Annotated in this window: 31 protein-coding genes and 1 rRNA gene; 1 reads left to right on the top strand and 31 read right to left on the bottom strand. The window is 40.9% G+C overall.

Annotated features, from left to right (window positions below; all coding sequences use genetic code 11):
• Window positions 1-31: 31 nt before the first annotated feature.
• The 17 genes from fin to metG all read right to left on the bottom strand — a co-directional run bounded on the left by fin (window position 32) and on the right by metG (window position 14,904).
• Window positions 32-262, bottom strand: a complete 231-nt coding sequence (fin, locus tag C6Y02_RS18650) for an anti-sigma-F factor Fin (RefSeq protein ID WP_003217967.1) — start codon at window positions 260-262, stop codon at window positions 32-34.
• Between the two features lie 55 nt (window positions 263-317).
• On the bottom strand, window positions 318-884 hold the full coding sequence (gene pth, locus C6Y02_RS18645; RefSeq protein ID WP_106031949.1) for an aminoacyl-tRNA hydrolase: 567 nt from the start codon (window positions 882-884) through the stop codon (window positions 318-320).
• 140 nt (window positions 885-1,024) lie between these two features.
• The gene (locus tag C6Y02_RS18640; RefSeq protein WP_106031942.1) at window positions 1,025-1,651 is read right to left on the bottom strand and encodes a 50S ribosomal protein L25/general stress protein Ctc; all 627 of its coding nucleotides are present in this window, start codon (window positions 1,649-1,651) and stop codon (window positions 1,025-1,027) included.
• A gap of 137 nt (window positions 1,652-1,788) precedes the next feature.
• Window positions 1,789-2,742: a ribose-phosphate diphosphokinase gene (locus C6Y02_RS18635; RefSeq protein WP_060595354.1), complete on the bottom strand. Its 954-nt coding sequence runs from the start codon at window positions 2,740-2,742 to the stop codon at window positions 1,789-1,791.
• 22 nt (window positions 2,743-2,764) lie between these two features.
• Window positions 2,765-4,135, bottom strand: a complete 1,371-nt coding sequence (gene glmU, locus C6Y02_RS18630; RefSeq protein ID WP_106031941.1) for a bifunctional UDP-N-acetylglucosamine diphosphorylase/glucosamine-1-phosphate N-acetyltransferase GlmU — start codon at window positions 4,133-4,135, stop codon at window positions 2,765-2,767.
• 199 nt (window positions 4,136-4,334) lie between these two features.
• Window positions 4,335-4,631 carry a septation regulator SpoVG gene (gene spoVG / locus C6Y02_RS18625; protein WP_034324487.1) on the bottom strand — a complete coding sequence of 99 codons (297 nt, stop codon included), beginning with the start codon at window positions 4,629-4,631 and terminating at the stop codon, window positions 4,335-4,337.
• Window positions 4,632-4,856: 225 nt separating this feature from the next.
• Entirely contained in the window at window positions 4,857-5,234 is a 378-nt protein-coding gene (gene ridA, locus C6Y02_RS18620; protein ID WP_034665708.1) for a 2-iminobutanoate/2-iminopropanoate deaminase, read from the bottom strand.
• A 38-nt stretch (window positions 5,235-5,272) separates the two neighbouring features.
• The gene (gene purR / locus C6Y02_RS18615) at window positions 5,273-6,106 is read right to left on the bottom strand and encodes a pur operon repressor (RefSeq protein ID WP_034665706.1); all 834 of its coding nucleotides are present in this window, start codon (window positions 6,104-6,106) and stop codon (window positions 5,273-5,275) included.
• A 55-nt stretch (window positions 6,107-6,161) separates the two neighbouring features.
• Window positions 6,162-7,031 (bottom strand): 4-(cytidine 5'-diphospho)-2-C-methyl-D-erythritol kinase, encoded by an 870-nt coding sequence (ispE, locus tag C6Y02_RS18610; protein WP_060595352.1) that lies wholly within the window; start codon window positions 7,029-7,031, stop codon window positions 6,162-6,164.
• Window positions 7,032-7,177: 146 nt separating this feature from the next.
• The gene (locus C6Y02_RS18605) at window positions 7,178-7,363 is read right to left on the bottom strand and encodes a small, acid-soluble spore protein, alpha/beta type (protein ID WP_012008653.1); all 186 of its coding nucleotides are present in this window, start codon (window positions 7,361-7,363) and stop codon (window positions 7,178-7,180) included.
• A 163-nt stretch (window positions 7,364-7,526) separates the two neighbouring features.
• Entirely contained in the window at window positions 7,527-7,784 is a 258-nt protein-coding gene (gene veg / locus C6Y02_RS18600) for a biofilm formation stimulator Veg (RefSeq protein WP_003217979.1), read from the bottom strand.
• 213 nt (window positions 7,785-7,997) lie between these two features.
• A complete protein-coding gene (gene yabG, locus C6Y02_RS18595; RefSeq protein WP_012008652.1) occupies window positions 7,998-8,882 on the bottom strand; it encodes a sporulation peptidase YabG in 885 nt (294 codons plus the stop codon).
• Window positions 8,883-9,017: 135 nt separating this feature from the next.
• A complete protein-coding gene (rsmA, locus tag C6Y02_RS18590; protein ID WP_060595351.1) occupies window positions 9,018-9,896 on the bottom strand; it encodes a 16S rRNA (adenine(1518)-N(6)/adenine(1519)-N(6))-dimethyltransferase RsmA in 879 nt (292 codons plus the stop codon).
• Window positions 9,889-10,449 carry a ribonuclease M5 gene (gene rnmV / locus C6Y02_RS18585; RefSeq protein ID WP_060595350.1) on the bottom strand — a complete coding sequence of 187 codons (561 nt, stop codon included), beginning with the start codon at window positions 10,447-10,449 and terminating at the stop codon, window positions 9,889-9,891. The genes rsmA and rnmV overlap by 8 nt, the downstream gene beginning before the upstream one ends.
• A 160-nt stretch (window positions 10,450-10,609) precedes the next feature.
• Window positions 10,610-11,812: a G5 and 3D domain-containing protein gene (locus C6Y02_RS18580; RefSeq protein WP_034665691.1), complete on the bottom strand. Its 1,203-nt coding sequence runs from the start codon at window positions 11,810-11,812 to the stop codon at window positions 10,610-10,612.
• A 244-nt stretch (window positions 11,813-12,056) separates the two neighbouring features.
• Window positions 12,057-12,824: a TatD family hydrolase gene (locus C6Y02_RS18575; protein ID WP_106031940.1), complete on the bottom strand. Its 768-nt coding sequence runs from the start codon at window positions 12,822-12,824 to the stop codon at window positions 12,057-12,059.
• A gap of 82 nt (window positions 12,825-12,906) precedes the next feature.
• The gene (gene metG, locus C6Y02_RS18570) at window positions 12,907-14,904 is read right to left on the bottom strand and encodes a methionine--tRNA ligase (RefSeq protein ID WP_106031939.1); all 1,998 of its coding nucleotides are present in this window, start codon (window positions 14,902-14,904) and stop codon (window positions 12,907-12,909) included.
• Window positions 14,905-15,424: 520 nt separating this feature from the next.
• Between metG and abrB the strand changes: the two genes are divergently transcribed.
• Window positions 15,425-15,715, top strand: coding sequence for a transition state genes transcriptional regulator AbrB (gene abrB / locus C6Y02_RS18565; protein ID WP_087975202.1), 291 nt, complete (start codon window positions 15,425-15,427; stop codon window positions 15,713-15,715).
• A 45-nt stretch (window positions 15,716-15,760) separates the two neighbouring features.
• On the opposite strand, the gene rsmI is transcribed toward abrB, so the two are convergent.
• From rsmI to rrf, 14 genes are all read right to left on the bottom strand, one after another.
• Window positions 15,761-16,639, bottom strand: a complete 879-nt coding sequence (rsmI, locus tag C6Y02_RS18560; RefSeq protein WP_060595349.1) for a 16S rRNA (cytidine(1402)-2'-O)-methyltransferase — start codon at window positions 16,637-16,639, stop codon at window positions 15,761-15,763.
• On the bottom strand, window positions 16,617-16,913 hold the full coding sequence (locus tag C6Y02_RS18555; RefSeq protein ID WP_106031938.1) for a GIY-YIG nuclease family protein: 297 nt from the start codon (window positions 16,911-16,913) through the stop codon (window positions 16,617-16,619). The genes rsmI and C6Y02_RS18555 overlap by 23 nt, the downstream gene beginning before the upstream one ends.
• Entirely contained in the window at window positions 16,900-17,643 is a 744-nt protein-coding gene (locus tag C6Y02_RS18550; RefSeq protein ID WP_106031937.1) for a tRNA1(Val) (adenine(37)-N6)-methyltransferase, read from the bottom strand. Before C6Y02_RS18550 ends, C6Y02_RS18555 begins: the two co-directional genes overlap by 14 nt.
• A 55-nt stretch (window positions 17,644-17,698) precedes the next feature.
• A complete protein-coding gene (gene yabA, locus C6Y02_RS18545) occupies window positions 17,699-18,052 on the bottom strand; it encodes a DNA replication initiation control protein YabA (protein ID WP_003217957.1) in 354 nt (117 codons plus the stop codon).
• Window positions 18,053-18,066: 14 nt separating this feature from the next.
• Window positions 18,067-18,894: a competence/sporulation regulator complex protein RicT gene (ricT, locus tag C6Y02_RS18540; RefSeq protein ID WP_012008643.1), complete on the bottom strand. Its 828-nt coding sequence runs from the start codon at window positions 18,892-18,894 to the stop codon at window positions 18,067-18,069.
• A 2-nt stretch (window positions 18,895-18,896) separates the two neighbouring features.
• Window positions 18,897-19,886 (bottom strand): DNA polymerase III subunit delta', encoded by a 990-nt coding sequence (gene holB / locus C6Y02_RS18535; protein ID WP_106031936.1) that lies wholly within the window; start codon window positions 19,884-19,886, stop codon window positions 18,897-18,899.
• An 11-nt stretch (window positions 19,887-19,897) separates the two neighbouring features.
• A complete protein-coding gene (locus C6Y02_RS18530) occupies window positions 19,898-20,338 on the bottom strand; it encodes a YaaR family protein (RefSeq protein ID WP_034665673.1) in 441 nt (146 codons plus the stop codon).
• Between the two features lie 12 nt (window positions 20,339-20,350).
• Entirely contained in the window at window positions 20,351-20,680 is a 330-nt protein-coding gene (locus tag C6Y02_RS18525; protein ID WP_024425625.1) for a cyclic-di-AMP receptor, read from the bottom strand.
• Between the two features lie 79 nt (window positions 20,681-20,759).
• The gene (tmk, locus tag C6Y02_RS18520) at window positions 20,760-21,398 is read right to left on the bottom strand and encodes a dTMP kinase (RefSeq protein WP_034665671.1); all 639 of its coding nucleotides are present in this window, start codon (window positions 21,396-21,398) and stop codon (window positions 20,760-20,762) included.
• Window positions 21,395-22,804 carry an aminotransferase class I/II-fold pyridoxal phosphate-dependent enzyme gene (locus C6Y02_RS18515; protein WP_106031935.1) on the bottom strand — a complete coding sequence of 470 codons (1,410 nt, stop codon included), beginning with the start codon at window positions 22,802-22,804 and terminating at the stop codon, window positions 21,395-21,397. Before C6Y02_RS18515 ends, tmk begins: the two co-directional genes overlap by 4 nt.
• Before the next feature lie 77 nt (window positions 22,805-22,881).
• Window positions 22,882-23,940, bottom strand: a complete 1,059-nt coding sequence (locus C6Y02_RS18510; protein WP_106031934.1) for a toxic anion resistance protein — start codon at window positions 23,938-23,940, stop codon at window positions 22,882-22,884.
• A 19-nt stretch (window positions 23,941-23,959) separates the two neighbouring features.
• Window positions 23,960-24,574 (bottom strand): 5-bromo-4-chloroindolyl phosphate hydrolysis family protein, encoded by a 615-nt coding sequence (locus C6Y02_RS18505; protein WP_106031933.1) that lies wholly within the window; start codon window positions 24,572-24,574, stop codon window positions 23,960-23,962.
• A 128-nt stretch (window positions 24,575-24,702) separates the two neighbouring features.
• A complete protein-coding gene (locus tag C6Y02_RS18500; RefSeq protein WP_003217973.1) occupies window positions 24,703-24,894 on the bottom strand; it encodes a sigma factor G inhibitor Gin in 192 nt (63 codons plus the stop codon).
• A 171-nt stretch (window positions 24,895-25,065) separates the two neighbouring features.
• A 5S ribosomal RNA gene (gene rrf / locus C6Y02_RS18495) occupies window positions 25,066-25,181 on the bottom strand.
• Window positions 25,182-25,320 lie beyond the last annotated feature (139 nt).

Below are 25,320 nucleotides of genomic sequence, written 5' to 3'. Positions count from 1 at the left end.
CGCTTTGGTCTATTATCTACACCAAAGCTTTTTATTGAATAAAGGTATGATACTGATGGTAATCAGGATTTCTTTCGAGCGCCTCTTGGCAATCCTCACAAATGGTTTGTACATGTAAATCACCATTTTCCCTATAAGAAATCATATCGTTTCTTTCCTCATTTGTTAAGTGATGAAATCCAAGTGCTTCACTTTGAACAGCGGATTCATCTAGACTGCCAACCTTTACACCACAGTGCCGGCAGTAATAATGCAAAGCCATACGTGATCCTCCCATGCTGAGATTTTATAATCAGTATGTGCTTTGCTTATCATTCTTATACCTTCTTGTTAAAATCATTCATCACTTCTAAAAATGGCTTTATTAAAGCCGCCTCGCAAGCTTCGACAGACGCCTGAATGGCTAATGCAATGTCAGGCTGCTCCTCTTCAGAAAAGCATCCTAGCACGTAATCGACGACCTTCATGCCATTTTGAGGACGTCCAATGCCGATACGGAATCGGTCAAACTCAGGTGACCCTAAATGCTGAATCAACGATTTGATTCCATTATGTCCGCCTGCACTTCCTTTTGTACGCAAACGAATCCGCCCAGTTGGCAAATCAAGATCATCATAGATGACTTTCAAATGTTCAAGTGGAATATCATAGTAATCCATTAGCGGACGCACGCATTCTCCTGATAAGTTCATATATGTAAGCGGCTTTACAAGTAGAACCTTTTGCCCTGAAACAAACCCTGTTCCAAATTGTCCATGGAATTTTGATTGATTTAAGGGGATGTCCCATTTTTTCGATAATTCATCTATTGTCATAAACCCGACATTATGTCTTGTTTTTTCATATTCTTTTCCTGGATTACCCAATCCAACGAATGCAATCATGAAACCAATAACCTCCTTTGCCACAAAGCACACGCCTAAAAAATGAGCCAATAGGATTGCCTCATGTAAAAACGTATGAATTCTTTTCATTCTAGCACAAAAGACGCAACCGCGGGAGGGTTACGTCTCTAAATGACCAGTTATTCTCCATCGTTATCCTTTTCTTTAATGGCCTCAGGTTCTTTTAGTTCCTCTTCGCTATCTGGCTCAGGAACCTCTGATTGCTGAGGCGGCAAAATGGATGCAACGACTTCTTCTGGATCGTTATTCACTTGATATGATGACTGAACAGACAAATCAGCGACTGTTAGGACATCATTTACTTCTAAGTTTGTAATATCTGCTTCAATATGCTGCGGGATATCTTTTGGTTTCGCTGTAATGGATAGTTCAAATAGTGGCTGCTGAAGCACACCGCCATCTTTTACCCCTTTAGATTCGCCAATCAGCTGGACAGGTACATCTGCTTCAATTTCACGCTGTAAGTCGACCACTTGGAAATCTGCATGGACAAGCTCATTTTTCAGCGGATCTGTTTGTAATTCTGTGACCATCACGGATTTTGTTTCACCGTTCACGTCTAATGTGATGATTGTATTCTTTCCTTCATCACGTAAGGTCTTTAATAAATCGATGCTGTCTAGTGAAACAGCCAGGTTGTCTGTATTTTTTCCGTATATGACACCAGGAACGTGTCCTGAATGACGGATTTTTTGCAGTGTGGAACGTTTGAAATCATTTCTTTTATTTGCTTTTAAAGTTGCCATATTCAGCACCATCCTATTTCATTTTTGTCACTACTCTCATAATTACCCATAAGCGAATCATTTTAAACCTATTTGCTCTGAATGATGACAGCAAAAAGACCCCAAGCTGATGCCTAGGGCCTTTTTTAATCAGAAAATTAGCTAAAAAGGTAGCTCACAGATTCTTCTTCATGTACACGGATGATGGCTTCTGCAAGCAAAGGCCCAACTGAAAGCGGAATGAATTTTTCAACTTTCTTGTCATCTGTTAAATGAATACTGTTTGTCACAACCAATTCTTTTATTTTAGAATTTGTGATACGTTCTACTGCTGGTCCAGACAATACTGGGTGAGTACAGCAAGCATATACTTCAGCCGCTCCATTTTCCACAAGTGCATTTGCAGCAAGTGTAATGGTACCAGCCGTATCAATGATATCATCGATGAGAATCGCCGTTTTGCCTTCAATGTTACCAATGATGTTCATCACTTCAGCAACATTTGGCTTCGGACGACGTTTGTCGATAATAGCGATTGGCGCTTTCAGGCGGTCTGCCATTTTACGCGCACGTGTCACACCACCGTGGTCTGGAGACACAACGACGATATCCTTCAAGTTTTTCTGTTCGAAATAGTTAGTTAAGATTGGCACAGCCATTAAGTTATCGATTGGAATATCAAAGAAACCTTGGATCTGCGGCGCATGAAGATCAAGTGCAATGACACGAGTAGCACCTGCTGTCTCAAGTAAGTTCGCAAAAAGCTTCGCAGTGATTGGCTCACGAGGTTTTGCCTTACGATCTTGACGTGCATATCCGTAATAAGGGATCACGATATTGACCGTTTTCGCAGAAGCGCGTTTTAGTGCATCCACCATAATGAGCAGTTCCATAATGTGCTCATTGACTGGCGCACTCGTTGATTGAATGACATAACAATCACAGCCGCGAATACTTTCTTCAATATTGATTTGGACTTCACCGTCACTAAAGCGTTTAACAGAGCTCTTTCCTACATCAACTCCGATACGATCGGCAATTTCTTTAGCAAGTTCAGGGTTTGAATTCAAAGAGAATATCTTTAAATTCGCATCAGCATAACGATTAGACATGGTAAACCTCCGGGTATTTGGATTATTTTTTATGAATATTTTTCACATAATCTTCTTTATTGACTTGTCTTGCTCTAGCAATAGACAATGCATCCTGCGGTACATCTTCTGTAACCGTTGAACCAGCTGCAACATATGCCCCTTTTCCGACAGTGACTGGTGCTACGAGATTTGAATTACAGCCAATAAAAGCGCCATCTTCAATCTTCGTTAAGAATTTGTTCTTCCCATCATAGTTGACTGTAATAGATCCACAGCCAAGGTTTACATCAGTTCCGACCTCTGCATCTCCAATATAGCTTAGATGAGATGCTTTGCTGCGGTCACCGAAAACCGTTTTCTTGATTTCGACAAAATTCCCGATCTTCACTTCATCGCCAATTTTCGACAACGGGCGAATATGAGCAAACGGCCCAATTGTCACATCGACTCCAACCTCACTATCGCAGACGATAGATTGCTTAATCACTGTGCGATCTCCGACGATGCTGTCAACAATTTCAGTGTTTGGCCCAATAGTAGCGTCTGCACCGATTTTTACATTCCCTTTGATGACCGTCCCAGGATAAATGATTGTATCTTCACCGATGACAGCATCTGGTGAAATATACGTGTTCTCAGGATCAATCAAGGTCACACCATTCTTCATATGCTGATGATTAATACGTCGCTTCATGAATTGCTCTGCTTGTGATAGAGCGATACGATCATTGACTCCAAGTGTTTCTTCAAAATGCGGTGTTTGATATGCTGCAACCGTTTGCCCTTCATTCTTTAAAATTTCAATGACGTCTGGCAAATAGTATTCACCCTGTGCATTTTCATTCGATACTTGCTCAATCACACGGAAGAGATCTTCATTTGAAAAACAATAGGTCCCTGTATTAATTTCATTCACTTGACGTTCCGCATCATTCGCATCTTTATGCTCCACAATTTTCACGACAGCACCGGTTTCGTCACGAATAATACGACCATAACCTGTCGGGTCATCCGCATGTGCAGTTAAAATAGTGACTTTCGCTTGATGTTTTTGATGCTCGCTCAACATAGCTTCCATTGTTTCCGCTGTCAATAATGGCGTATCACCACAAATGACAATGGTTGTTCCCTTTTCCTGCGCAAGGAACGACTTTGCTTGTTTGACGGCATGTGCTGTTCCCAGCTGTTCTTCTTGAAGTGCATACTCACTTCTGTCTCCAAGCTGCTCTTTGACGTTCTCTGCTCCATGACCGACGATCGTCACTAGCTTGGCTAAAGAAAGCTTTAACGCTTCATCTGCCACATGCTCGACCATTGGCTTTCCGCAAACTGGATGAAGTACTTTGTATAGCTTTGACTTCATTCTCGTTCCTTTTCCCGCTGCTAAAATCACTGCGAACCGCTTATCCATTGATTGGCCTCCAATATCCCTATTATCCATAGAAAAATATATCCTAAATAAGGACTGATTTCAAGGATACAAGAGGAAGTGCAATAATTTTCTAATGGATGAAAGACATAAGAAACAAGAGAAAAAACGCAAAAAAGACAGCATTTAAAAGAAAACATTCCATTTTCTCTTAAAGCTGTCTTTTTGGATTCACATATGATTAAGAAGCTCCAGCTTCTTCATATTCAATTGTTTCTTCCTCTTCGCCTAAGCGATGATATTCATTTAATACAGCATCTTGGATTTTACCCCGAGTACCTGAATTAATTGGGTGTGCAATATCGCGAAACTCTCCATCAGGCGTGCGTTTGCTAGGCATTGCCACAAACAACCCATTGTTTCCATCAATCACACGAATATCATGAACAACAAATTCGTGGTCCAGCGTGATGGATGCAATCGCCCTCATGCGACCATCGGTATTCACGCGGCGTAATCTTACGTCAGTAACTTCCACAGTAGTTCACCACCTTTTCCCAATATAAAAGCATTACTTAGGTATTCAACGATTGTGGTGATTCTCCTGCTCTTTTTTTAAACTTTTTTTGAAATATCGGGATATTTATACATTATTTGTCATTTTGGTGACGACGCTTACATTCTTTGCGTGAAAAAAAGACATCATGATGATGTCTTTTCCTGCATATGATGAAACCAAACGGCTTTCGTTGAGACTGCCTGTTTATTTTACTAATGCAATTACTTCAATTTCTACGAGTGCATCCTTAGGAAGTCTTGCTACTTCCACACATGAACGAGCTGGCTTATGTGTATGGAAATACTCACCGTACACTTCATTTACTTCTGCGAATTGTTCCATATCTTTGATAAAAACTGTTGCTTTCACGACTGTCTCAAAGGAAGCACCTGCTGCTTCAAGTACGGCCTTAAGATTACGGAACACTTGATGTGTTTGTTCTTTAATATCTCCATTTACAAAGTCTCCAGCTGGCGTTAATGGAATCTGCCCTGAGCTGTAAAACATGTTATTGACAATAATCCCTTGAGAGTAAGGTCCAATGGCTGCTGGTGCATGTTTGGTTTGAACAACTTTTGTCATATCAATCTCTCCCATTCAACTACATGTTTGATCAAAGCTTAAGCTTTCGAATGAAAAAACTCGTGGAAATTGCCTTCATTGATCTCAATGATCTTCTGCTTCATATCAATGGTTGAAAGCTTTAAAAGCGATACATATTCATCAACGAGACGTTCATTTACGCCTTCATCTTCTAAAAGAACACCGATCCCTGCAACATTTGCATTAAATTCCTCAAGCAAATTCATCATGCCGTTAATGGTTCCGCCCGCTTTCATAAAGTCATCAATGATTAGGACATTGGATCCTTTATCTAAACTCCGCTTTGCAAGTGACATGGTTTGAATTCGGTTAGACGAACCTGACGCGTAGTTAATACTTACAGTTGATCCTTCGGTTACCTTATTATCTTTTCTAACGATCACAACAGGCACATTTAAATAACCCGCAACAGAATAGGCAATTGGAATACCCTTTGTCGCAACGGTCATGACGACATCAATCGCACGGTCTGCAAAGATGGTCGCAAACAGCTTACCGATTTTCGCAAGAATTGATGGATTACCTAAAACATCGGTTAAATATAAATAACCGCCAGGAAGTACACGTTCAGGAGTCGATAGAGCCTCTCCGATATCGTTTACTACGTCGTCTGCTTCTTTTAGGTGAATCTTTGGAATATATTTCACTCCGCCAGCAGCACCAGGTACAGTAAGCAATGTGCCTATTCCCTGCTGTTCGAAGGTCTGTTTGATAATCGTTAAGTCTTCACTAATAGAGGACTTCGCAGATTGATATCTTTCTGCAAAAAAAGTTAACGGTACTAGTACGTGCGGGTGGGCTAACAAATAATTTGTTAAGTCCACCAATCTGCCGCTTCGACGAAACTTCATGAACTTACCCCCAGAACCCGAATAATTTATGATAAATATAACTTAATATACGGATTTAATCAAGGGCATTTTGTTCGCCGATCATGCGGACAGCGTATACTTGATCACAAAATCCTCTCAGTCCGTTATATATTCTTTGTACCTTCGATTCATATTGAATCAAGCCAAATACTGTAGGGCCGCTTCCACTCATTAAAACAGCGTCAGCACCGAAACGCTTCATCTGTCTTTTGATCATATCTACTTCTGGGTACATCTTTAATGTCACAGACTCTAGAACGTTGCCGAGTGAGCCGCACATCTCTTTATAATCTTTCGCTTCAATCGCTTCAATCATACGCTTTACATTCGGGTGTTCTACTTTGCTTGCGTCATATTGTCTATAGACTTCAGCTGTAGATACCCCAATCACCGGCTTCGCTAAAATCACCCAGCAATGCGGCGGTGTCGCAATATGCTTCAGCTTTTCTCCACGTCCTGTCGCTAGTGCTGTGCCTCCGTGTACACAAAAGGACACATCTGAGCCGATCTCCGCTCCAAGCTCAGCTAGTTCATCTAACGTGAGGTTCAACTTCCACAAACGATTTAAGCCGCGAAGAGCTGCTGCCGCATCACTGCTGCCTCCAGCTAAACCTGCTGCGACTGGAATTGTTTTCGTGATGACAATGGATACACCTTTTTGAATACCGAACCTTGTTTTGAGCAATTTAGCCGCCTGATAAGCCAAATTACGCTGATCATCTGGCACGAATCGATTATGAGATGATACACGGATTTCATCCTTGTCCAGCTCCGTCAGCTCTAGTCGATCTGCAAGGTCTATTGTTGTCATCACCATCTCCACTTCGTGATATCCATCCGGTCTTTTTCCATGAACATCAAGTGAGAGATTAATTTTTGCCGGTGCTTTTTCTAAAATACGCAAACATTTCACCTACTTCTCCATCTAAACATAAGTATCAATATTGTATCACATTTGATGGATCTGATGAATATAGGCTTTTACGCCGAGCACACTGACTTTTTCATCAAAAAAAGCCAGAGACACCCGAGGTATCCCTGACCGTTTTTCTATCGTTGATTCTCATCCTGAGCCATGTGCTGTTGAGCTAATTCAATGGCACGTTTGACCATATTACCTGCGTCACGCGCACGAATCTCTCCCCAGCCTCCATTTTTGACGGTATCATAAAATCCAAGATCCTTCGCCAGCTCGTATTTGAACTCATCTGACATAATACCTCGGCGTCTACCCAAACGAAACAGCCCCTTTAGTCGAGAATTCGAATCAGTGCCACTGCTTGTGTGGCTTTCTTATTTTGTATCGAATCCTTTCTTTTACCCCTTTCAAAAAATGGACAGACTCCCATTCAGAAAAAAAGGCAAAACAAAAAGCAGTAAACAAGAAGTTCACTGCCCATTAATAGGCGACTGAGCTAGCGGTATCATCGAACGTTAATTCGACCGTCTCAGTCAGTATATCTGCATAACTATAAGAAACTCTTTCAAACGAATTCTCATCTTGATCTAATTGAATCACAAATACAGAAGGGTACGTTTCAGCTAAAATGCCCGAACGCTCAATTGTTTTACGGCGGCCCCCGTTAGCCTTTAACGTCAAACGTTTACCTAAGTTACCATCAAGCGATCTTTTGATGTCGGACAAAGTCTTCGCCATTGCATCCACCTCACTGAGATAATTATACAACAACGGCTCGTTTTTGTCAAATAAAAATTAAATTATATCAACGAACACGAGCCATTGTCAACAAAATAATTTTGACAAACTTCTACCTTTTCTTCTCCCTATTTTTCTCAAATTCCGGTGAATTATGTATCCTTTTGCAATTTCTTTTTGAACATAAAAAAAACCAGACTGAAATCAGTCGGGTTATGTCGATTCATGGTCTCTTTTATATGGCATACCTACCCTTAGAACGCCCTTCGTCTCGATGCCTCCGAGGCCTTTTTCTCTTGTTAATGTATTTCGGAGCACATCCCACACGTTGATTCGATCTACAAATGGAGTGAAGCTGATCTTCGCAACGATATAGACGGGGTCGAGCGCATGGATATTCACACGGGAAGGCGAGCTCGCAAAATTGGCACCTGCTTGGATCAATGATTCGAAATGAGATTGACAGGCACCTGCAAAGATCACAAGCTGATCTAAATGAGGAATTTTCCGTCTTGCTTTTTGAACCGTTTCAACGAAATGACGAGAATGGCGATAGGCACCGATATCATGTACGCCGCCCTTTTGCTTGGAATACGCATCATGTCCTGTGATGACCAAAATATCAGGTCGATATTGATCAATTAACGAGTCAATCATGCTTGGCATTTTCTTCTCATGGCAATGTACACCATACACAGGTACACCAATTCGTTCATATACATCTAAGCATTTCTTTAAGTATGAAGCATCTCCATCTAAATGAAGGACCTTTCCAGGCATGTGAAAATACTGCTCTTGATGCTGATATTGTCCAGAAGTATAATACTCTTGTTTTTCCCGCAGCAGCTGATAATCCTGTCTAAGTAAGTCAAGCGATTCATTGATTTTTCGTTCGTCATTTTTCTCTCTAGTCAGCTGTTCCTCTTTTTGAACCTTGACGAGATCTGACAACTTGGCATCAGCAATCAGCCTCACTTCATTCCCATGCAATATGGCGGTAGCTTCGTGCTGATCGGTCTCATCAATTCGAATGATTCGAAACAAAATATCCATTTGATAGGATGCCCTTGTCACCATATCTCCTATTTGAAATTGCATGCTTTTCACTCCACAATCAGGCTCATATCCTGTTGGTATCGTCTTACGCTAAAATATGTTCTTCTTTCATGTGTGCTGTTCTTTCTAGCCTATGCCCGAACGAACAAAGTGGTGAAAAACAAAAGAAAAAAGCCCTTAAGACAGAGCTTTTTGTAAAACGTTCGACAAACAGGCAAATTCCTCAATGGATAATGACTCGCCGCGGCGCTTTCCATCAATGTCTGCTGTTTGAAGTGCTTCTTCGATGATGGCTTTATGTTTTTTTCCATCAGGTAAATTGTTCATGAGATTATTCATCAATGTTTTTCGGCGCTGACCAAAGCTCGCACGGATCAATTGAAAGAAAAACGCATCATTTTCTACTGAGACAGCAGGCGTTTCACGAACGGTTAGTTTAATCACAGCCGAATCCACATTAGGCTGTGGAACAAAAACCGTTTTAGGCACAACCATTACTGTTTTCGCTTCCGTATAGTATTGAACTGCGATAGACAGCGAATTGTATTCCTTTGATGAAGGGACTGCTGCCATACGATCTGCTACTTCTTTTTGCAGCATGACGACAATCCCTTTCAATGGAAGGTTTTCTTCAAGCAGCTTCATAATAATCGGTGTCGTCACGTAATATGGAAGGTTGGCGACAACCATCACTTCTTTACAGTCAGCAAAATTTTCCTCGATGACCTTCCTCACATCCGCCTTTAATACGTCTTGATGAATGATCGTGACATTATCATATGGAGAAAGCGTATCGTTTAAAATGGGCAATAAACGCTGATCGATTTCAAAAGCAGTGACTTTCTTTGCACGCTTAGCGAGCTGCTCGGTCAATGCACCGATACCAGGCCCAATCTCAATCACGCCGGTCTCATCCGTCACCTCTGCGTGATCGACAATACGATCGAGTATATTTGTATCAATTAAAAAGTTCTGCCCTAAGCTCTTTTTAAAAGAGAAACCGTATTTCTTCAGTATTTCCTTCGTTCTGATGGGTGTCGCAATATCTTTATTCATCGGCTTCCTCCTGCATGACGGTCTTTAAGGCCGCAATAAAATCATGTTTGGTTATTTGGAACATGTGAAGGCGCTTTTGCAGCTGCTTCGCATTGGTATATCCTATATTTAAAAGCATACCTAGTCGTTCGCGGCGGCGTTTTGATGCTTCTCCTCCGATAAGGCCTGCGTCAAATAAGTCATCTAATGTAATGTCACTTTCCGATTCTTCCATTTCCTCATGGACATGGGCTAGGCATTCTCGAATACTGTCCAAGGAAGCATGCTCGACACCAATTCCTTTGTCCCGCTTCGCCTTCGCAAGATGTTTTGGCAAAAATGCGTGCTTACAGCCAGGAACCGCTTCTGCGATGGTTTTCCGGATCTTCTCACCAGGGAAATCAGGATCAGTTAAAATAATGACCCCTCTCGTCTCCTGAGCAAGACGCACTTGTTGAATAACTGTATCACCAATAGCTGATCCGTTTGTTTCGATCGTATCTGCATCAACTGCCATCTTCACTCTGGCAGTGTCATCACGACCTTCCACCACAATGATTTCTTTGATTTTCATGTATTCCTCCGCTTGCAAAAACAATAAACAATTTTTGGTTAAAAAATGAAACCTTTCATGCTGTTTTTGCGTCTAATTAATTAGAAAACAGTGCTTCTATTATAACCAAAAAAACAGAGGGTGCGCAAAGCCCTCTGTTCATATAAATGATTTGATGTGTTTATTTGAGTACTCTAATTTTCACTCGTTTATTTCCCCATTGATAAGCTGCCGACTTATTTGGGACGAACACATCGATTTTATTCCCTTTTATAGCAGATCCAGTGTCTGATGCAACGGCATATCCATAGCCTTCCACATACACTTTAGAGCCTAGCGGAATGACACTCGGATCTACTGCTATAACCTTTGCACCCGGATTTGCTTTTAAATCAAAGCCTGTTGACGTTCTGCCCGTACATCCAGCACAGCTCGCTGTATAGGCTGTCGACGCCACATAAAATTCTTTTCCAGACGATTCATTGCTTCTTGAAACGGCAGGTGTCGCTTTAGGCTCTTTATTGGACACTTGTGTACCAATAGCCACTAAACGATCCTTGCTATCTTTTTCAGTCACTTCTTTAATCAATTCTTTAGACACCACTTTGCCGTTTTCTTTCACAATGGCATAGTGCTTCTTCAATTTACCTTCTTCACCTTTTTTAAGCACCTTCTCTTTTCCTTTTTCAAGAGAACGATCCTTTTTATGTTTGGTATCAAAAGCAATTTTCTCTTCCACTACATCGGTGACTTTTTCCACCCGAGTGATCTTTATATCTGCGCTCTTTTTAGAAAGGTTACTATGTAACGCAGGCTTGATCTTATCGTGCTTCTTGAGCCTCAGCTCTTGTTGCTTTAAAAAGTCAGCGACCGTAGTCGAAGTGGTCCACACCTTTTTATCTTTTCCTCCATCATTTACGCTGACCTGGAAGGCCTGCTGAACCACAAGATTCATATCCTTTTTAATCTTGTCATTCTTTCCTGGAGTTACTTGATCGTGCTTCCCAATATCTATCTTCTCATTCTTCAATAATGCTCCAACCGTCTGATCTGTTGTCCATATCGTTTTCTCTTTCCCATCTAGGGTCAGATGAACCGGTATAGCCGCATCATACACAATGTTCATGTTGTCTTCAATTTTTGTATTTAGACTTGGAGAGATATGATCCTCCGCCCTGGTCTTTATTCCAAGGTCTGAAAGCAGCTGTGCTACTGTCTCTTCATGTGTACGAATTGTCTTCTCTTTACCATTGATTGAAATGGTAATAGACTGCTTAGTGAGCTCATGCGCACCGTAAGCCGTCCCAGTTCCAGCTAAAAGCAAGCAAACAACTAGTAATAAAACCTTGCCTTTTCCTAGCTTAACAGAAAACAGATTTTTCATTTTTTGTACGATGAAAAACGCCTCCTTCTCCTCGGAGAGATTATATAGAGTATCTCAAAACCTGTCAACCCTTCCTCCCACTGTACAAAAATGCTCGATTGTAACCCTATTATGGGAGATTGATGGAAGGAAGGGAAGAAAGACTTATCGACAACTTATCCTATGAGGAGGCGCAAACGTGTAGAACATTTTCGTTATGTTTCACAATTGGACAAGCTTAAACAAGGATTGACATCATATACTGTCAGTTTATACCGAAAACTTTTTTCGCATTTTTTGTGGTCAATTCAGCAAGCTCTTCAAAGCTTGTTTCTCGTAACTCCGCGATCTGTTCTGCGATATATTTCACATAACTTGGCTCGTTACGTTTCCCTCTAAATGGCGCTGGCGTTAAGTAAGGGCAGTCTGTTTCAATTAAAAGCCGGTCACTTGGTATGTCCTTGACAACTTCCTTCGGTTTTTTGGCATTTTTAAATGTCACGGGTCCACCGAATGAAATATAAAAGTTCATATCCATACACGCTTTTGCGATTTCTAGGCTGCCAGTAAAGCAATGCATAATCCCTCCAACATCAGCCGCTCCCTCTTCCTTTAAGATCGTCACGACATCTTCCGTTGCGTCACGATTATGAATAATGATTGGAAGATTCACTTCCTTCGCAAGAGCAATTTGACGTCTAAAGACTTCCTTTTGTACATCTTTTGGCGACTTGTCCCAATAGTAATCCAGACCCATTTCTCCAATCGCAACGACTTTTTCATGTTGAGATAATTCTTTGATCCACAGCAAAACCTCATCTGTCATATCAATGGCATCGACTGGGTGCCAGCCAATGGCAGCATAGATGAAATCATACTCTTCAATTAATTCCATTGCTCTCGTAATTGTCGGGCGGTCAAACCCTACCACCACGATTTTTTCGACTTTTTCACTTTTCGCTCTTTCGATCACCTGCTCTAAGTCTTCATTATATTGTTCAGCATTTAAATGGGCATGTGTATCAAATAACATCGTTGATTGCTCCTTTCGACAATTCTTCTAAAAAACAAAAGGTGTCCGACGAAATGTTACACGTGGAACACCTTTTGTTGATTTATAAAATTTTTGTTCCATTTGCTAGAGATCGGTCTACTTCAAGAACCTGCAATTTCCCATCAGTTTCTCCAGTTAAAATCATTCCCTGGGAAATTTCCCCTCTGAGTTTGACTGGTGTGAGATTCGCTACGCAAACGAGCTTTTTCCCTACTAATTCCTCAGGTTGATAATGCTTGGCAATCCCTGAAACAATTTGTCTTTTTTCAAATCCAAAATCAAGCTGAAGCTTTAAGAGACGATCCGCTTTTTTCACTGGGGCTGCTTCCAGTACCTGTGCTACTCGAAGATCAACTTTTGAGAAATCATCAAATGCAATTTCTGCTCCAAGCTCAGGTAATTCCGTTTCTTCTATTTCAACTTTCCCTTCTTCCTTTGGTGCACTTCCCTGCATTTTCTCTTTAATATACGCTACTTCTTCTTCAACCTCTAAACGAGGGAACAAAGGCTCTCCTTTTTGTACCGTCGCTTGTTGAATGGCACCAAAAGATAGAATGCTATCCCAGCTTTTAAGCTTCTCTTCTTCAATGCCAAGCTGGAAGAAGATTTTCTCAGGTGTTTTCGTTAGGAATGGCGTTAAGAGAACCGCTGTGATGCGCAGTGATTCTGCTAAATGATACATGACAGAATGCAGCTCTTTTCGTTTTGTTTCATCCTTTGCCAGCACCCATGGAGCTGTCTGGTCAATATATTTATTGGTTCTGCTGATTAATGTCCAAACATTTGAAAGAGCCACCGAGAATTCAAGGTTTTCCATCGCTTCTTCATAGGCTTTGACTGTTTGCTCAGCTACCGCTTTAAGTTCCTCATCAAACTCATTAACTGGACCCTTATAGCTGCTTAATGTACCGTCAAAATATTTTTGTACCATCGCAACTGTACGGTTAAGCAAGTTACCTAAATCATTGGCAAGGTCATAGTTTACACGTTCCACGAATCCTTCTGGTGTAAACACACCATCCGCACCAAATGGTACTTCACGAAGGAGGTAATAACGAAGGGCATCAAGGCCATAGCGATCAATTAATGTGACGGGATCTACTACGTTCCCTTTTGATTTAGACATCTTCCCATCTTTCATCAGCAGCCAGCCGTGTGCGAAAATTTGTTTCGGCAGCGGCAGATCTAGTGCCATCAGCATAATTGGCCAATAAATCGTATGGAAGCGTACAATTTCTTTCCCTACGAGATGCACGTTAGCAGGCCAATATTTTTTATATTTTTCATCCTGATCAGTTCCGTAGCCAATCGCAGTTAAATAGTTGAATAACGCATCAATCCATACATAGATGACGTGTTTTGGATTGTTAGGAACTTTAATTCCCCAATCAAAGGTTGTTCTTGATACAGCCAAATCCTCTAAACCTGGTTTAATGAAGTTATTGATCATTTCATTTTTTCTTGATTCAGGCTGAATGAACGTTGGATTCTTCTCATAATAGTCTAGTAAACGATCCGCGTACTTACTCATACGGAAGAAATATGATTCCTCTTTAATTAATTCGACAGGATGTCCGCTGTCAGGGCTTTTCCCGCCAATGACTTCTCCTTTTTCATTCCGCTCAACATCCACAAGCTGTGTTTCCGTATAGAATGTCTCATCAGGAATACTGTACCAGCCTTCATATTGATCTAAATAAATATCACCTTGATCAAGCAGCTTTTGAAACACTTGCTCAATGATTTTCGTATGTCTTTTTTCTGTTGTACGGATGAAATCATCATTCGAAATGTCGAGTTTCTTCCATAATGATTGAATGTCTGCCACGACCGGATCTAAATACTCGATCGGTGTAATATTTTGTTCTTCAGCTTTTTGCTGAATTTTTTGTCCGTGCTCATCTGTACCCGTTAAATACATCACATCATAGCCTTGAAGACGTTTATAACGAGCCATAGCATCCCCTGCTACTGTCGTATAAGCATGTCCAATATGTAATTTTCCGCTCGGATAGTAAATAGGTGTTGTCAGATAAAACGTTTTTTTCTTTTCCGGCATGTCGGAACCTCCTGCATGTGTGTAAATGTCAAAAACTCCCGCCCAATGGACGAGAGCGGTTATCATCATTACATGAAAATGTGTTAGATCAATTCATTAAATTTTGCACTTGTGCTTTCTCTATGATACCATCTTAGCCTTTAAGATCAAGCATATATACATAGAACAAGATGAAATGATCGAAAAAGATGAGTTTTTCGAAAAAAACGACAAACCTGTCGACATTTTGTCGAATATTGTCGTATGAAATCTATTTCCAGATTTACAATTGTCTAATTTAGGGCAAAAGTCTTGTTAATCTGAACTCGTCATTTCTCATATTTTCATAGAAAAAACCCGAGAAATCCTTATAAATCAATAGTTTCAAGGTCTTTTGACTTTAAGAGTCATATTTTACAAACAATAGTAAACAAAATGATTGACGATTTATGGAAACCTTGTTATGCTATGAATGTAAGGAATTTGTCGAATAATGACGAAGATAATATTATATTAAGAATAAGAACTCTTTGGGAGGAGAATGAAGATGAAATCTACAGGTATTGTACGTAAAGTTGACGAATTAGGGCGCGTGGTGATTCCAATCGAACTTCGCCGTACTCTAGGAATCGCTGAAAAAGACGCTTTGGAAATTTATGTTGATGATGAAAAAATTATCCTAAAAAAATATAAACCAAACATGACTTGCCAAGTTACAGGTGAAGTATCAGACGATAACCTTAAACTTGCTAATGGTAAATTAGTTCTTAGCCGTGAAGGTGCAGAGCAAATTATTAACGAAATCCAAAACCAACTTCAATCACAAAAATAAGTTTGATATAAAAAAGGTTCTTGCACCGTTTGCAAGAACCTTTCTTTATTGTTCAATATGATAGGCATCGTATATCATGCGCTTTGGTACACCACGTTCGACGGCTGTACGTTTAATGGCTTCCTTCGACGTTAATCCTTCTTCTATGTAATGGATCACGTGTTCCTTTTCAGATAAGGACTTCCACCAGACATCTTCATTTAACTCTTCTTCATCTTGATCATTACCTTGTACGACAAGACAGAATTCACCCCGGATTTGATGCTCGGCGGCCCATGTCAGCACAGACTCTAAATCTCCACGAATAAACTCTTCAAATTTTTTCGTTAGTTCTCTCGTAATGGCGATATTCCGGTTGCCCCACACTTCCTTCATCAAAGTCAGCGTTTCTTTTAATCGATGGGGCGCTTCATAGAAAATGATTGTTTCTTGACGCTTCTTCAAAGCTTCGAGCTGTTTTTTCTTTTCCTTTTTTTGTCGGTCAAGAAAACCATAAAAGAAAAATGGCTGAGGTGTAATCCCTGATGCAATGAGTGCTGTAAGTGCAGCATTTGCTCCAGGTAACGGAACGACATAGCCGCCGATATTAGTAAAGTCTCGAACCACTTCAGCACCTGGATCTGAGATCGTCGGTAAACCAGCATCGCTCACGAGTGCGATGTTTTTTCCTTCTTTTAACCATTCGATTAACTTGTGGCCGCTGCTGTCTTTGTTATGCTCATGATAACTCGTTAATGGCGTATCAATTTCATAGACATGACAAAGTTTTTTCGTTTGTCTTGTATCTTCTGCGGCAATATAGTCTACATCTTTTAATGTTTGTATGGCTCGAAACGTCATATCTTCTAAATTGCCAATTGGGGTTGGGACGAGATATAGAATGCCCATATCTGATTGACCATCAAAGCTTTTCTGTGTTTTCATGTGCCGCCTCCTTTTCTATTCGCTTTTCTTCTATATAAAGGTCTTTCTTTTTCCGCGTCCACGTTTTAAAACGATATTCTTGCTGCATGGCTTCTCTTTTGGTTGCAAAACATTCATGATAATACAGCTCAACCGGCCGTCTTGCTCTTGTATACTTTGCTCCCTTTCCACTATTGTGGGTCGTCAGTCTTTTTTGTAAATCATTTGTATAACCTGCATATAGGCTGCCGTCTGCACATTTCAATACATAGAAATAATGATTATGCTTCTCCATACAGTATCGTCCTGATTTCCTCTGTATACTCTTGATCATCTCCATAAACAAAAAGAGGCGGGAGGATTTTCAGATCTGGTTTTCCATCTTTTATACCTTCTACTAAGATGGTATTGGCTTCTTTCCCCTGTTTGGGATAAACAAATTGAATTCGTTTTGTCTCAATTCGGTATTTCTTCATCAATTCCACAATCTCAAGCAGCCGTCCCGGTCGATGAACCATCGCCAGTTTACCTCCTTGCTTCAGCAGCGTGGAAGAAACACGAATGACATCTTCTAATGTACAATGGATTTCATGCCGAGCAATTGCCAAGTATTCATTTTCATTGATTTCTTCCTTAGAAGGTGTCTTAAAATATGGCGGATTACATGTGATGACATCTACTTTGTGGTTGCCGTAGCGTGCTGGCATATCATTCAAATCACCATGAATCAATTTAATTTGCTTTTCAAGTTGATTATACGCCACACTTCTTTTTGCCATATCAAACAGCCGTTCTTGAATTTCGACCCCAGTAATGGAGGCCTTAGATCGAGTCGAAAGCAGCAATGGCACAATGCCATTTCCCGTACAAAGATCAATGATCTCTCCTTTTTGGATTGGCACATACGCAAATTTCGCTAATAATACTGCGTCCAATGAAAAGGCGAAAACCGTTTTACTTTGAATAATCTTCATATCTTCGGCGAGCAAGTAATCTAATCGTTCATCTTCTCTTAACGAAACCATGATGTATCCTTTCTTTTCCTGTGAAAAAGGCTTCCGATTCAGCGGAAGCCTTTTCTCATTTTTTATTTAAAAATGACAGACAGAACAAACAGTCTCCCTCTTTACGAATGCTCCCATAATGTACATTACAAATATGGAAGCCCTCCTGATATAACCGAGCCAGGTTATCATGACCTTCTCCTATATCAGAATGACCTGGCTTCTGAGCAGAATCATTCTCTGTCTCAGACGATTTGTCCCGATCAGACTGATCCAGACGTTCACGCAAGTGCTGATTCTCCATCTGCAGCTGATGATTTTCTTCAATCACTTCACCGATATGATTTTTCAAATCACCTAACTGGCGATAAAGAGAACCGATTTGTTCTTCTAAATTGATCACCGTATCAAATAGTTCCTTTTTATCCAAGGTGGCACACCTCGTTACTCAGTTGTTTGTGCAGATACAACGCCTTCTTGTAATAATTCTTCCCAAGTATATTCTATCACTTTTTCTTGCCCGGTTAATTCAACTTGCAAAATTCGTTCTAAAATGTTGAGCCCTACTACCTTTGCAGAGCCACTAGATGTCTGAATCGTTTCACCGATATCGGGCAATTGTTCTTTCGCTGTTTCATACTCATCATTCTCATATTTCAAGCAGCACATCAAACGGCCGCAAAGCCCTGAAATTTTTGTAGGATTTAGCGACAGGTTTTGGTCTTTTGCCATCTTAATGGATACTGGTTCAAAGTCTCCTAAGAATGTCGAACAGCAAAGCATTCGCCCGCAAGGACCTATGCCGCCCAGCATTTTTGCCTCGTCTCTTACACCAATCTGGCGAAGTTCAATTCTCGTCTTGAAAATTGAAGCAAGATCTTTCACTAGCTCGCGGAAATCTACTCTGCCATCCGCTGTGAAGTAGAAGATGACCTTGTTTCGGTCAAATGTAAATTCAACATCGACCAGCTTCATTTCTAGCCCGTGTTCACTTACCTTCTGAAGACATGTATCAAAGGCTGTCATCGCTGCTTCTTTGTTTTCCTCAACGATGAGCCGGTCTCGTTCGTCTGCTACACGAATCACCTTACGCAGAGGAAGAACGACATCGTGTTCATCTACTTTTTTATTAGCGATGACCACTTGTCCGTACTCAACTCCTCTGACCGTCTCTACAATGACACAACTATCATTTTCTATATGAAATCCATTAGGATCGAAATAATAGATTTTGCCCGCTTTTTTAAAACGAACACCAATTACGTTGTACAAACTTATCCCTCCTGCAACATCAACACCAATTGCTCCATCAGCCCTTGGGCATTCACGTTGGATTGAAGTCTCTTTTTCGCTTCTAATACAGCAAGGATCTGGTTCGTCACCATCTGCTGTGTGGAATGCAGCGCGTGCTGCTTCATTGTCTGGAATAAGTCTTGATAAATGACTTTATCTTCATTTCCTATTTGAATCGACAATACATCACGATATATAAATAAAAGCATATCCAGACCTGTTTCTTGAAGGTCTTTCTCTTTGAAAAAAGGCATCCATTGATCCTGTATATAAAAAAATGCATGTTCTTTTCGCTGGTGTAAGACTTCATACAATTTTATCACTTTCGCTCTAGACTCTGCAAACTGATCATTTCGACTTAATTCGAGTGCTTCTGCTAAATTATTGGTTAAATTCGACAAAAGCCTTGCAAGATGCTGAGATACGCCTTCGTGTAATAGCTGCTGCTCCAAGGATTGCGGCTGCAGCGGCTGAAAGCTAAGCATCTGACATCTTGAAATAATCGTATCCAGCATTTTATGCGATTGCTCAGTGATTAAAATTGCCATCGTTTCCCGGTTAGGCTCCTCTAGGAACTTCAATAAACTGTTCGCGGCATTGACCGTCATTTTGTCCGCATGAAGAATGATATACATTTTTCGGTGAGATTCCACACCTGCTTTTGTAAATTCCTTTTGCAATGCCTGCACTTGCGCTTTCTTAATCGATTGACCATCAGGCTGCACGAGATGTAAATCGGGATGGTTTCCTGACTCAATCCTTTTGCAGTTTTGGCAGGATTCACATGGTTTCACTCCTGCTTTCAAGCAAAAAAAGCTCTTAGCCAAAAGCATCGCAGCATCCAGCTTTCCCGTCCCTTTTTTTCCTTCAAATAAGTAGGCATGCGCAAGTCGGTCTTTATCAATACTATTAAAAATCAGCCGCATGACGCGCGGCTGCAAATCATTCATGTCATCCCAGCTAATTGCCATGTTATCACTCTCTATGTGTAAAGGTTAATCAATAAACCTTTTATTTCTCCAATACGTTCAAGCAAATCAATAGAAGGTTTCTCTTGGTCCATCATATCCTCTGTTAATTCAATCAGCTTTTCATCTAATGCTTTGACTAAAGCGAGTGTACGCGTGTTGCCATAAATGTCAAAGCTCCTTGATGTTTCTATATTGAATCCATTATCGACTGTCTCTTTTACAAAGCGCTTCACAAGCCCTTTAAACCTAGCCAAGTCCTTTAGGTTTCGTGACTTTGTCAGCTTTTTACCGAACACTTCGATATCACTCAGCATGACCGTCAGCTGCTCTAAGCGCATTTTGCCGCTTTGCGTCTCCATCGATGCTTTAAAGGAGGCAGATGTTTGGCTTCCTTTAATGCCTTGGAGTTCACGCTTTTCTAAAAGCAGCCGCATATCTTGATTAATTTTCACAGCAACCCATCCTTAGAATTGATGAAATTGTTCAACTGGCAGAATAAAGACAGTAGCTCCACCAACTTCAACCTCAACAGGGTATGGTACATATGAATCTGCGTTACCACCCATTGGAGATACAGGTGCAATCATTTGATCACGTTTGCGGCAATTTTCTTTTATAAGCTGTAATGCTTTATCCACTCGGACATCATCACAACCAATAATAAAAGTCGTATTCCCAGACTTTAAAAACCCACCAGTTGAAGCTAATTTTGTCACGCCGAAATGATGTTCAGTCAATATTTTCAACAACTTGCTGCTATCTTGGTCCTGTACAACGGCAACAATTAATTTCATTTGATTGGCCTCCTTTGTTTTAGGCACAGGTGACATGCCGATGTCTTCCTCTATATTATAACAACGATTGGGAATGAGGTCATATTTGATTTTTCTTTAATGTGTCCTGAATCACCCGAAGTACTTCTTCATAGACATCCTGTATCGGCTGAGACGCATCTACTACACGGAATCGTTCTGGCGATTGCGCAATAAGCAGTTCATAGCCTTCTCTGACCAACTGGTGGAAATTCAGCGTCTCCATGTCTAATCTGTTTTTTTCTCTTCCTTGATTGGCGTGAATTCGTTTTAACCCTTCTTCAGGTGTAATGGAAAAATAAATGGTCATTTGCGGCATCGTGCCATCAATAGCAAAGTCGTTAATTGATCTGACTTGATCAATTCCAAGCCCTCTCGCATAGCCTTGATAAGCGAGAGAGCTATCAACAAAACGATCACATAAGACTGTGTCTCCGCGCTGCAATGCCGGTTCTACCTTTTCAGCCAAATGCTGCCTTCTCGCTGCTGCATACAGCAATGCCTCTGTTTTCGCATCCATTTTCGTGTTTTTTTCATTTAAAATGACTTCACGAATCTGCTCAGCAATCTCAATGCCTCCCGGCTCACGTGTTGCCATGACTGCATATCCTTGACGTTCCATTTCTTCGTACACTTTTCGAATCACTGTCGTTTTTCCGGCGCCCTCTGGCCCTTCAAACGTAATAAACATACCGCTCATAGTGTCTCCTCTTCTATATAAACATATAATTTTCTCTGATGAATGACCTGACTTGCTTGAACATGAACCTGATGTCCAAGCAAACGGCTTAACGCCTCAATTTGATCTATCTCAATACGCTCTCCCTTAATCATCAAAGGAATACCAGGCGGATAGGGAATAATTGATTCTGCACTCATCCGGCCTGCTGCATGTTCAAATGGGACAGCCTCTATGTCTTGATTTTGCTCATCAGTCTCAATAGATAACGTCTCATTTTGGATATGTTTTTTTCCTTTGAGCAATGAATCACTTTGCTTAAGAGCCTGCTCGATCCGCTTGAAAGGAACGTCCTTCCTCTGTTCTAAGCTAAGAATAAGTAAAACCTGATGTTCGTCCGCAAGCTCTGGATGAACATCCACTGATTCAAGCACCCGTTTTAGTTCGTAACCAGTCAGTCCTTTTGTTGATCGAATGACGCATTTTAATGGATCGGAAAGCAGCGAGTCAGGCTCAACCACTTCAAGATGAGTCAGACGGTTGAACTGATCTTTCAGCTCTGTCAGTTCTTTCATGATTACATCCAATGTCCCTTTTCCTTTGATCTCCTCGACATAAGCCCTCGCCACATCTAATGAGGCCATAATTGGATAAGACGGCGAACTGCTTTGAAGCATCGTGAGCAATGTTTTCAAACGCTTCGCATCGATTCGGTCCCCTTGAAGATGAAGATAGGAACCCATCGTCATTGCCGGAAGGGTTTTATGTGCTGATTGTACCACCACGTCCGCTCCATAGGAAAGAGCAGATGGAGGAAATGCGCCGCCTAATACAAAATGCGCGCCATGAGCCTCATCAACCAAAACAACCACACCTGCTTCATGACACATGTGAATCAGCTTTGATAAATCAGCTGCATGTCCATAGTAGTTCGGATAAGTCAAAACGATTGCTCGGCAATTAGGATGTCTTGCTATGGCTTTTCTGACTGTATCATCCGTCACATGTGTTGGAACATGCAAGTGTGGGTCTATCTCAGCGTCTACCAGAATAGGCGTTGCCCCTGCAAGCTCGATCGCATGGAAGACAGACTTATGGCAATTACGCTGGACAAAAATCTCGTCTCCCGTGCGGCATGCCGCCATCACCATCGCCAAATTTCCGACTGTTGTGCCATTTACAAGGAAAAAGCTTTGATCTGAACCATATAGCTTAGTCAATAAATTTTCTGCCTCTTGAATCACACCAGTCGGGTGATGGAGGTCATCTAGACCTTCAAGCTCCGTCACATCCAGCTGAAGGATTGAAGCATAGTGGGACCGTGCCTCATCAAAAAAGACATCTCCATTGTGATGTCCTGGAACGTGAAAAGAATAAGGCTTCTTTTCCGCATGCTGTGCTAATGTTGTATATAAAGGTGTTCTCAAACAAATCGACCCTTTTCACTTTAACGATATCTTAAGTCTATTATAACGTTCAAACAAGTGAACCGAAAGATGGTTTCTCATTCCTTTATTGGATTCGCCAGCTGCTGCTCTGCCTCATACATACTGCTTTTCAATTGAGCTCGCTCTTGGCTTCCATGCTCTTTCACCTGTAACGTTTCCTGTAATGTTTCAGCTAATTGACGTTGGACCTTTTTCAACGTATCTATAGGAGCAAAAGATGCCTCTTCAAGAAGCTGTCCCTGCTGCTTCGATACCTTTTCATATGTTTTTTGGATTCGGTTCTCAAGAGCTGAGTTGGCCCGCTGCTGAATATGCGTTAACGCAATCGACATTTGGTTGATCCATAGTGGAATAGACGCAGAAACAGTTGATTGAATATGATTGGCCAAAGTATGATTCGTATGCTGGATCATCCGAATTTGAGCATTACATTGCAATGCAATTTGCCGGCTTAACAGCAAATCATACTTTCGTTCCTTTAGTCTCTCCACATACTCTTCCTCATTGACTTCTTGACTCATCAATTGCTCCTCTATTGTCCGGTCAACAGAAAGTTGCGTTTCTGAAATAGGCCGCTGCTCTAACGTTGTCATTTTCGCTTCAACTGCTGCGACCTGCAGCGTCATCTCTTGAAAATAAGTTTGATTTTCTTCAAATAAACGCTCTAATAACATATGGTCCGAGATTAATACGCCTCTTGCATAACGAAGTCTTGCTGACAATCTCTCGATCTGTGATTTTGCATGTTGAAAACGCGATATGATCTCCTGAGTAGATCGTTTATCCCGTTGAAACCATTTTAAAAAAAAGCCTTGTTTCTTTGGCAGTAAATCCTCAGGCTCCACTACATGCAGCTGCTGCAAAAAGGTCTCAAGCACGTCTCCTATTTGATCAATATCTTTTTTCTCAACATATTTCATCATCTGTTGTGATTGTTCCAATAGTCGTTCCTGCACACGTGTACCATAGAAAAGCAGTTTTTGCGGATTGTCAGGGATCTGCTTAGCACGCTGCACGGCTTCTTTTTTCTCCTCATCAGATAAGGTATCAAACACCCGAAACTGAAGATCTGTAGTGGAGGCAGGTGATGGTGTGGCGTGATCTTCCGGTTTCATCGAGTTTGACTCCTTTCATCTATTTCTTCATCATTTTATCTGCTACTTCAAGCTCAATATGAAGAGCTTCTATGTCTCTTCCTAAAACTTGCTGCAAATCATTGGTCAATTGCTTTTGCAGCTCTGTCAATGTCACTCGGGTTTGGCTCAATGTCATTTCCAGCTCATGACTACGATTAGGCTGATTATACAATAGTGCATATTTCTCAGTTAGTTCAACGACAGAATCCAAGCTTTCGAAATAAAAACGCTGTGCATCATAAAATCGATTTGGCTCTTTTTTTGTTATTGTATAGATTCGTCGTGCAAGCCGAAGAACTTCATAATTATGTTTGATCGTTTGTACGTTTTTCACAGCAAATAAAGCTTTTTTTAAACGCACGAGCTTTTGCCCTGCTTCTTTTAAATGCTGTTTGATATATACATAATCACTACGAGACAGTCCGTGTTTCTTTAAAAACAATTGGAAAGCAGTCCATCTGCTCCCTACAAACATCACACCCCATCCAATCATCGCATACAGTATCGATAATCCAGCATGATGATGGAAAACCCCAATACTAACGGTTAAAATCACAAGCGAAAAAAAAGTAGAGAGGATGGCCCATATAAATGTATAAAAGATTGATTTCATGTTCATCGACTCCTATGAATAATCAGGCTCTCTGTTTATCTTATTATGAATTACGGATGATGTCCAAACTAAGTTCCAAAAAACAAGACCAATCCTTTATAGCTCATAAAAAAAGACCATCTAGTGGTCTATGAATACAAAGGCGGCGTATGAAGATTTTTAAGCTTTCTCACATAATCGGAATAGCTAGGATCCGAGGTCGATGTAGAAATTAACTTTCGCTCACAGTCTCGGCACAAAAACTGATGATATAAATAAATTCCCTTTGTCTTTTTCTCTTCACAAATCAAACAAATCGCTTCTCGCTCTTTTTTGCTCATTGTGACACCTCCACTTATAGCTTCAGTATGCCCTAGCGCTTTCAATTGTATACAAAATTAAGAATGTTTTAGATGGTAGTTTAGTATATGTATCCATGTCAGATCGGGTGTTTGTTCCTTTTCTTAAAAAACAAAAAAGACCAGTTCCGTATGGAACTGATCCTTAGAAAAGCTTGGCGGCGTCCTACTCTCACAGGGGGAGACCCCCAACTACCATCGGCGCTGAAGAGCTTAACTTCCGTGTTCGGTATGGGAACGGGTGTGACCTCTTCGCTATCGCCACCAAACCTGATGGAGAGAATGTTCTCTCAAAACTAGATAACAATGTTCATGCTTCACATTAGAATATAGGTTAAGTCCTCGATCTATTAGTATCTGTCAGCTCCACGTGTCACCACGCTTCCACCTCAGACCTATCAACCTGAT

Origin of the sequence: Bacillus sp. NMCC4 (assembly GCF_002998555.1) — a bacterium.
Classification (GTDB): domain Bacteria; phylum Bacillota; class Bacilli; order Bacillales; family Bacillaceae; genus Bacillus.
This window is presented reverse-complemented; position numbering and strand designations above follow the sequence as displayed.

Coding starts and splice junctions, on each gene's coding strand:
- purR (WP_034665706.1), bottom strand. CDS start 6,106: ATGAAGTTTCGTCGAAGCGGCAGATTGGTGGACTTAACAAATTATTTG.
- C6Y02_RS18580 (WP_034665691.1), bottom strand. CDS start 11,812: ATGAAAAATCTGTTTTCTGTTAAGCTAGGAAAAGGCAAGGTTTTATTA.
- fin (WP_003217967.1), bottom strand. CDS start 262: ATGGCTTTGCATTATTACTGCCGGCACTGTGGTGTAAAGGTTGGCAGT.
- C6Y02_RS18525 (WP_024425625.1), bottom strand. CDS start 20,680: ATGAAATTAATTGTTGCCGTTGTACAGGACCAAGATAGCAGCAAGTTG.
- C6Y02_RS18505 (WP_106031933.1), bottom strand. CDS start 24,574: ATGAAATCAATCTTTTATACATTTATATGGGCCATCCTCTCTACTTTT.
- C6Y02_RS18510 (WP_106031934.1), bottom strand. CDS start 23,940: ATGAAACCGGAAGATCACGCCACACCATCACCTGCCTCCACTACAGAT.
- C6Y02_RS18550 (WP_106031937.1), bottom strand. CDS start 17,643: ATGGTTTCGTTAAGAGAAGATGAACGATTAGATTACTTGCTCGCCGAA.
- C6Y02_RS18500 (WP_003217973.1), bottom strand. CDS start 24,894: ATGAGCAAAAAAGAGCGAGAAGCGATTTGTTTGATTTGTGAAGAGAAA.
- pth (WP_106031949.1), bottom strand. CDS start 884: ATGATTGCATTCGTTGGATTGGGTAATCCAGGAAAAGAATATGAAAAA.
- metG (WP_106031939.1), bottom strand. CDS start 14,904: ATGCCGGAAAAGAAAAAAACGTTTTATCTGACAACACCTATTTACTAT.
- veg (WP_003217979.1), bottom strand. CDS start 7,784: ATGGCGAAGACTTTGTCCGACATCAAAAGATCGCTTGATGGTAACTTA.
- rsmI (WP_060595349.1), bottom strand. CDS start 16,639: ATGAAAACACAGAAAAGCTTTGATGGTCAATCAGATATGGGCATTCTA.
- C6Y02_RS18635 (WP_060595354.1), bottom strand. CDS start 2,742: ATGTCTAATCGTTATGCTGATGCGAATTTAAAGATATTCTCTTTGAAT.
- tmk (WP_034665671.1), bottom strand. CDS start 21,398: ATGAGCGGTATGTTTATTACGTTTGAAGGGCCAGAGGGCGCCGGAAAA.
- yabG (WP_012008652.1), bottom strand. CDS start 8,882: ATGCAATTTCAAATAGGAGATATGGTGACAAGGGCATCCTATCAAATG.
- glmU (WP_106031941.1), bottom strand. CDS start 4,135: ATGGATAAGCGGTTCGCAGTGATTTTAGCAGCGGGAAAAGGAACGAGA.
- C6Y02_RS18555 (WP_106031938.1), bottom strand. CDS start 16,913: ATGGAGAAGCATAATCATTATTTCTATGTATTGAAATGTGCAGACGGC.
- ridA (WP_034665708.1), bottom strand. CDS start 5,234: ATGACAAAAGTTGTTCAAACCAAACATGCACCAGCAGCCATTGGACCT.
- C6Y02_RS18575 (WP_106031940.1), bottom strand. CDS start 12,824: ATGTTATTTGATACACATGCCCATTTAAATGCTGAACAATATAATGAA.
- abrB (WP_087975202.1), top strand. CDS start 15,425: ATGAAGATGAAATCTACAGGTATTGTACGTAAAGTTGACGAATTAGGG.
- rnmV (WP_060595350.1), bottom strand. CDS start 10,449: ATGAAAATCAAAGAAATCATTGTGGTGGAAGGTCGTGATGACACTGCC.
- rsmA (WP_060595351.1), bottom strand. CDS start 9,896: ATGAATAAAGATATTGCGACACCCATCAGAACGAAGGAAATACTGAAG.
- C6Y02_RS18640 (WP_106031942.1), bottom strand. CDS start 1,651: ATGGCAACTTTAAAAGCAAATAAAAGAAATGATTTCAAACGTTCCACA.
- holB (WP_106031936.1), bottom strand. CDS start 19,886: ATGGCAATTAGCTGGGATGACATGAATGATTTGCAGCCGCGCGTCATG.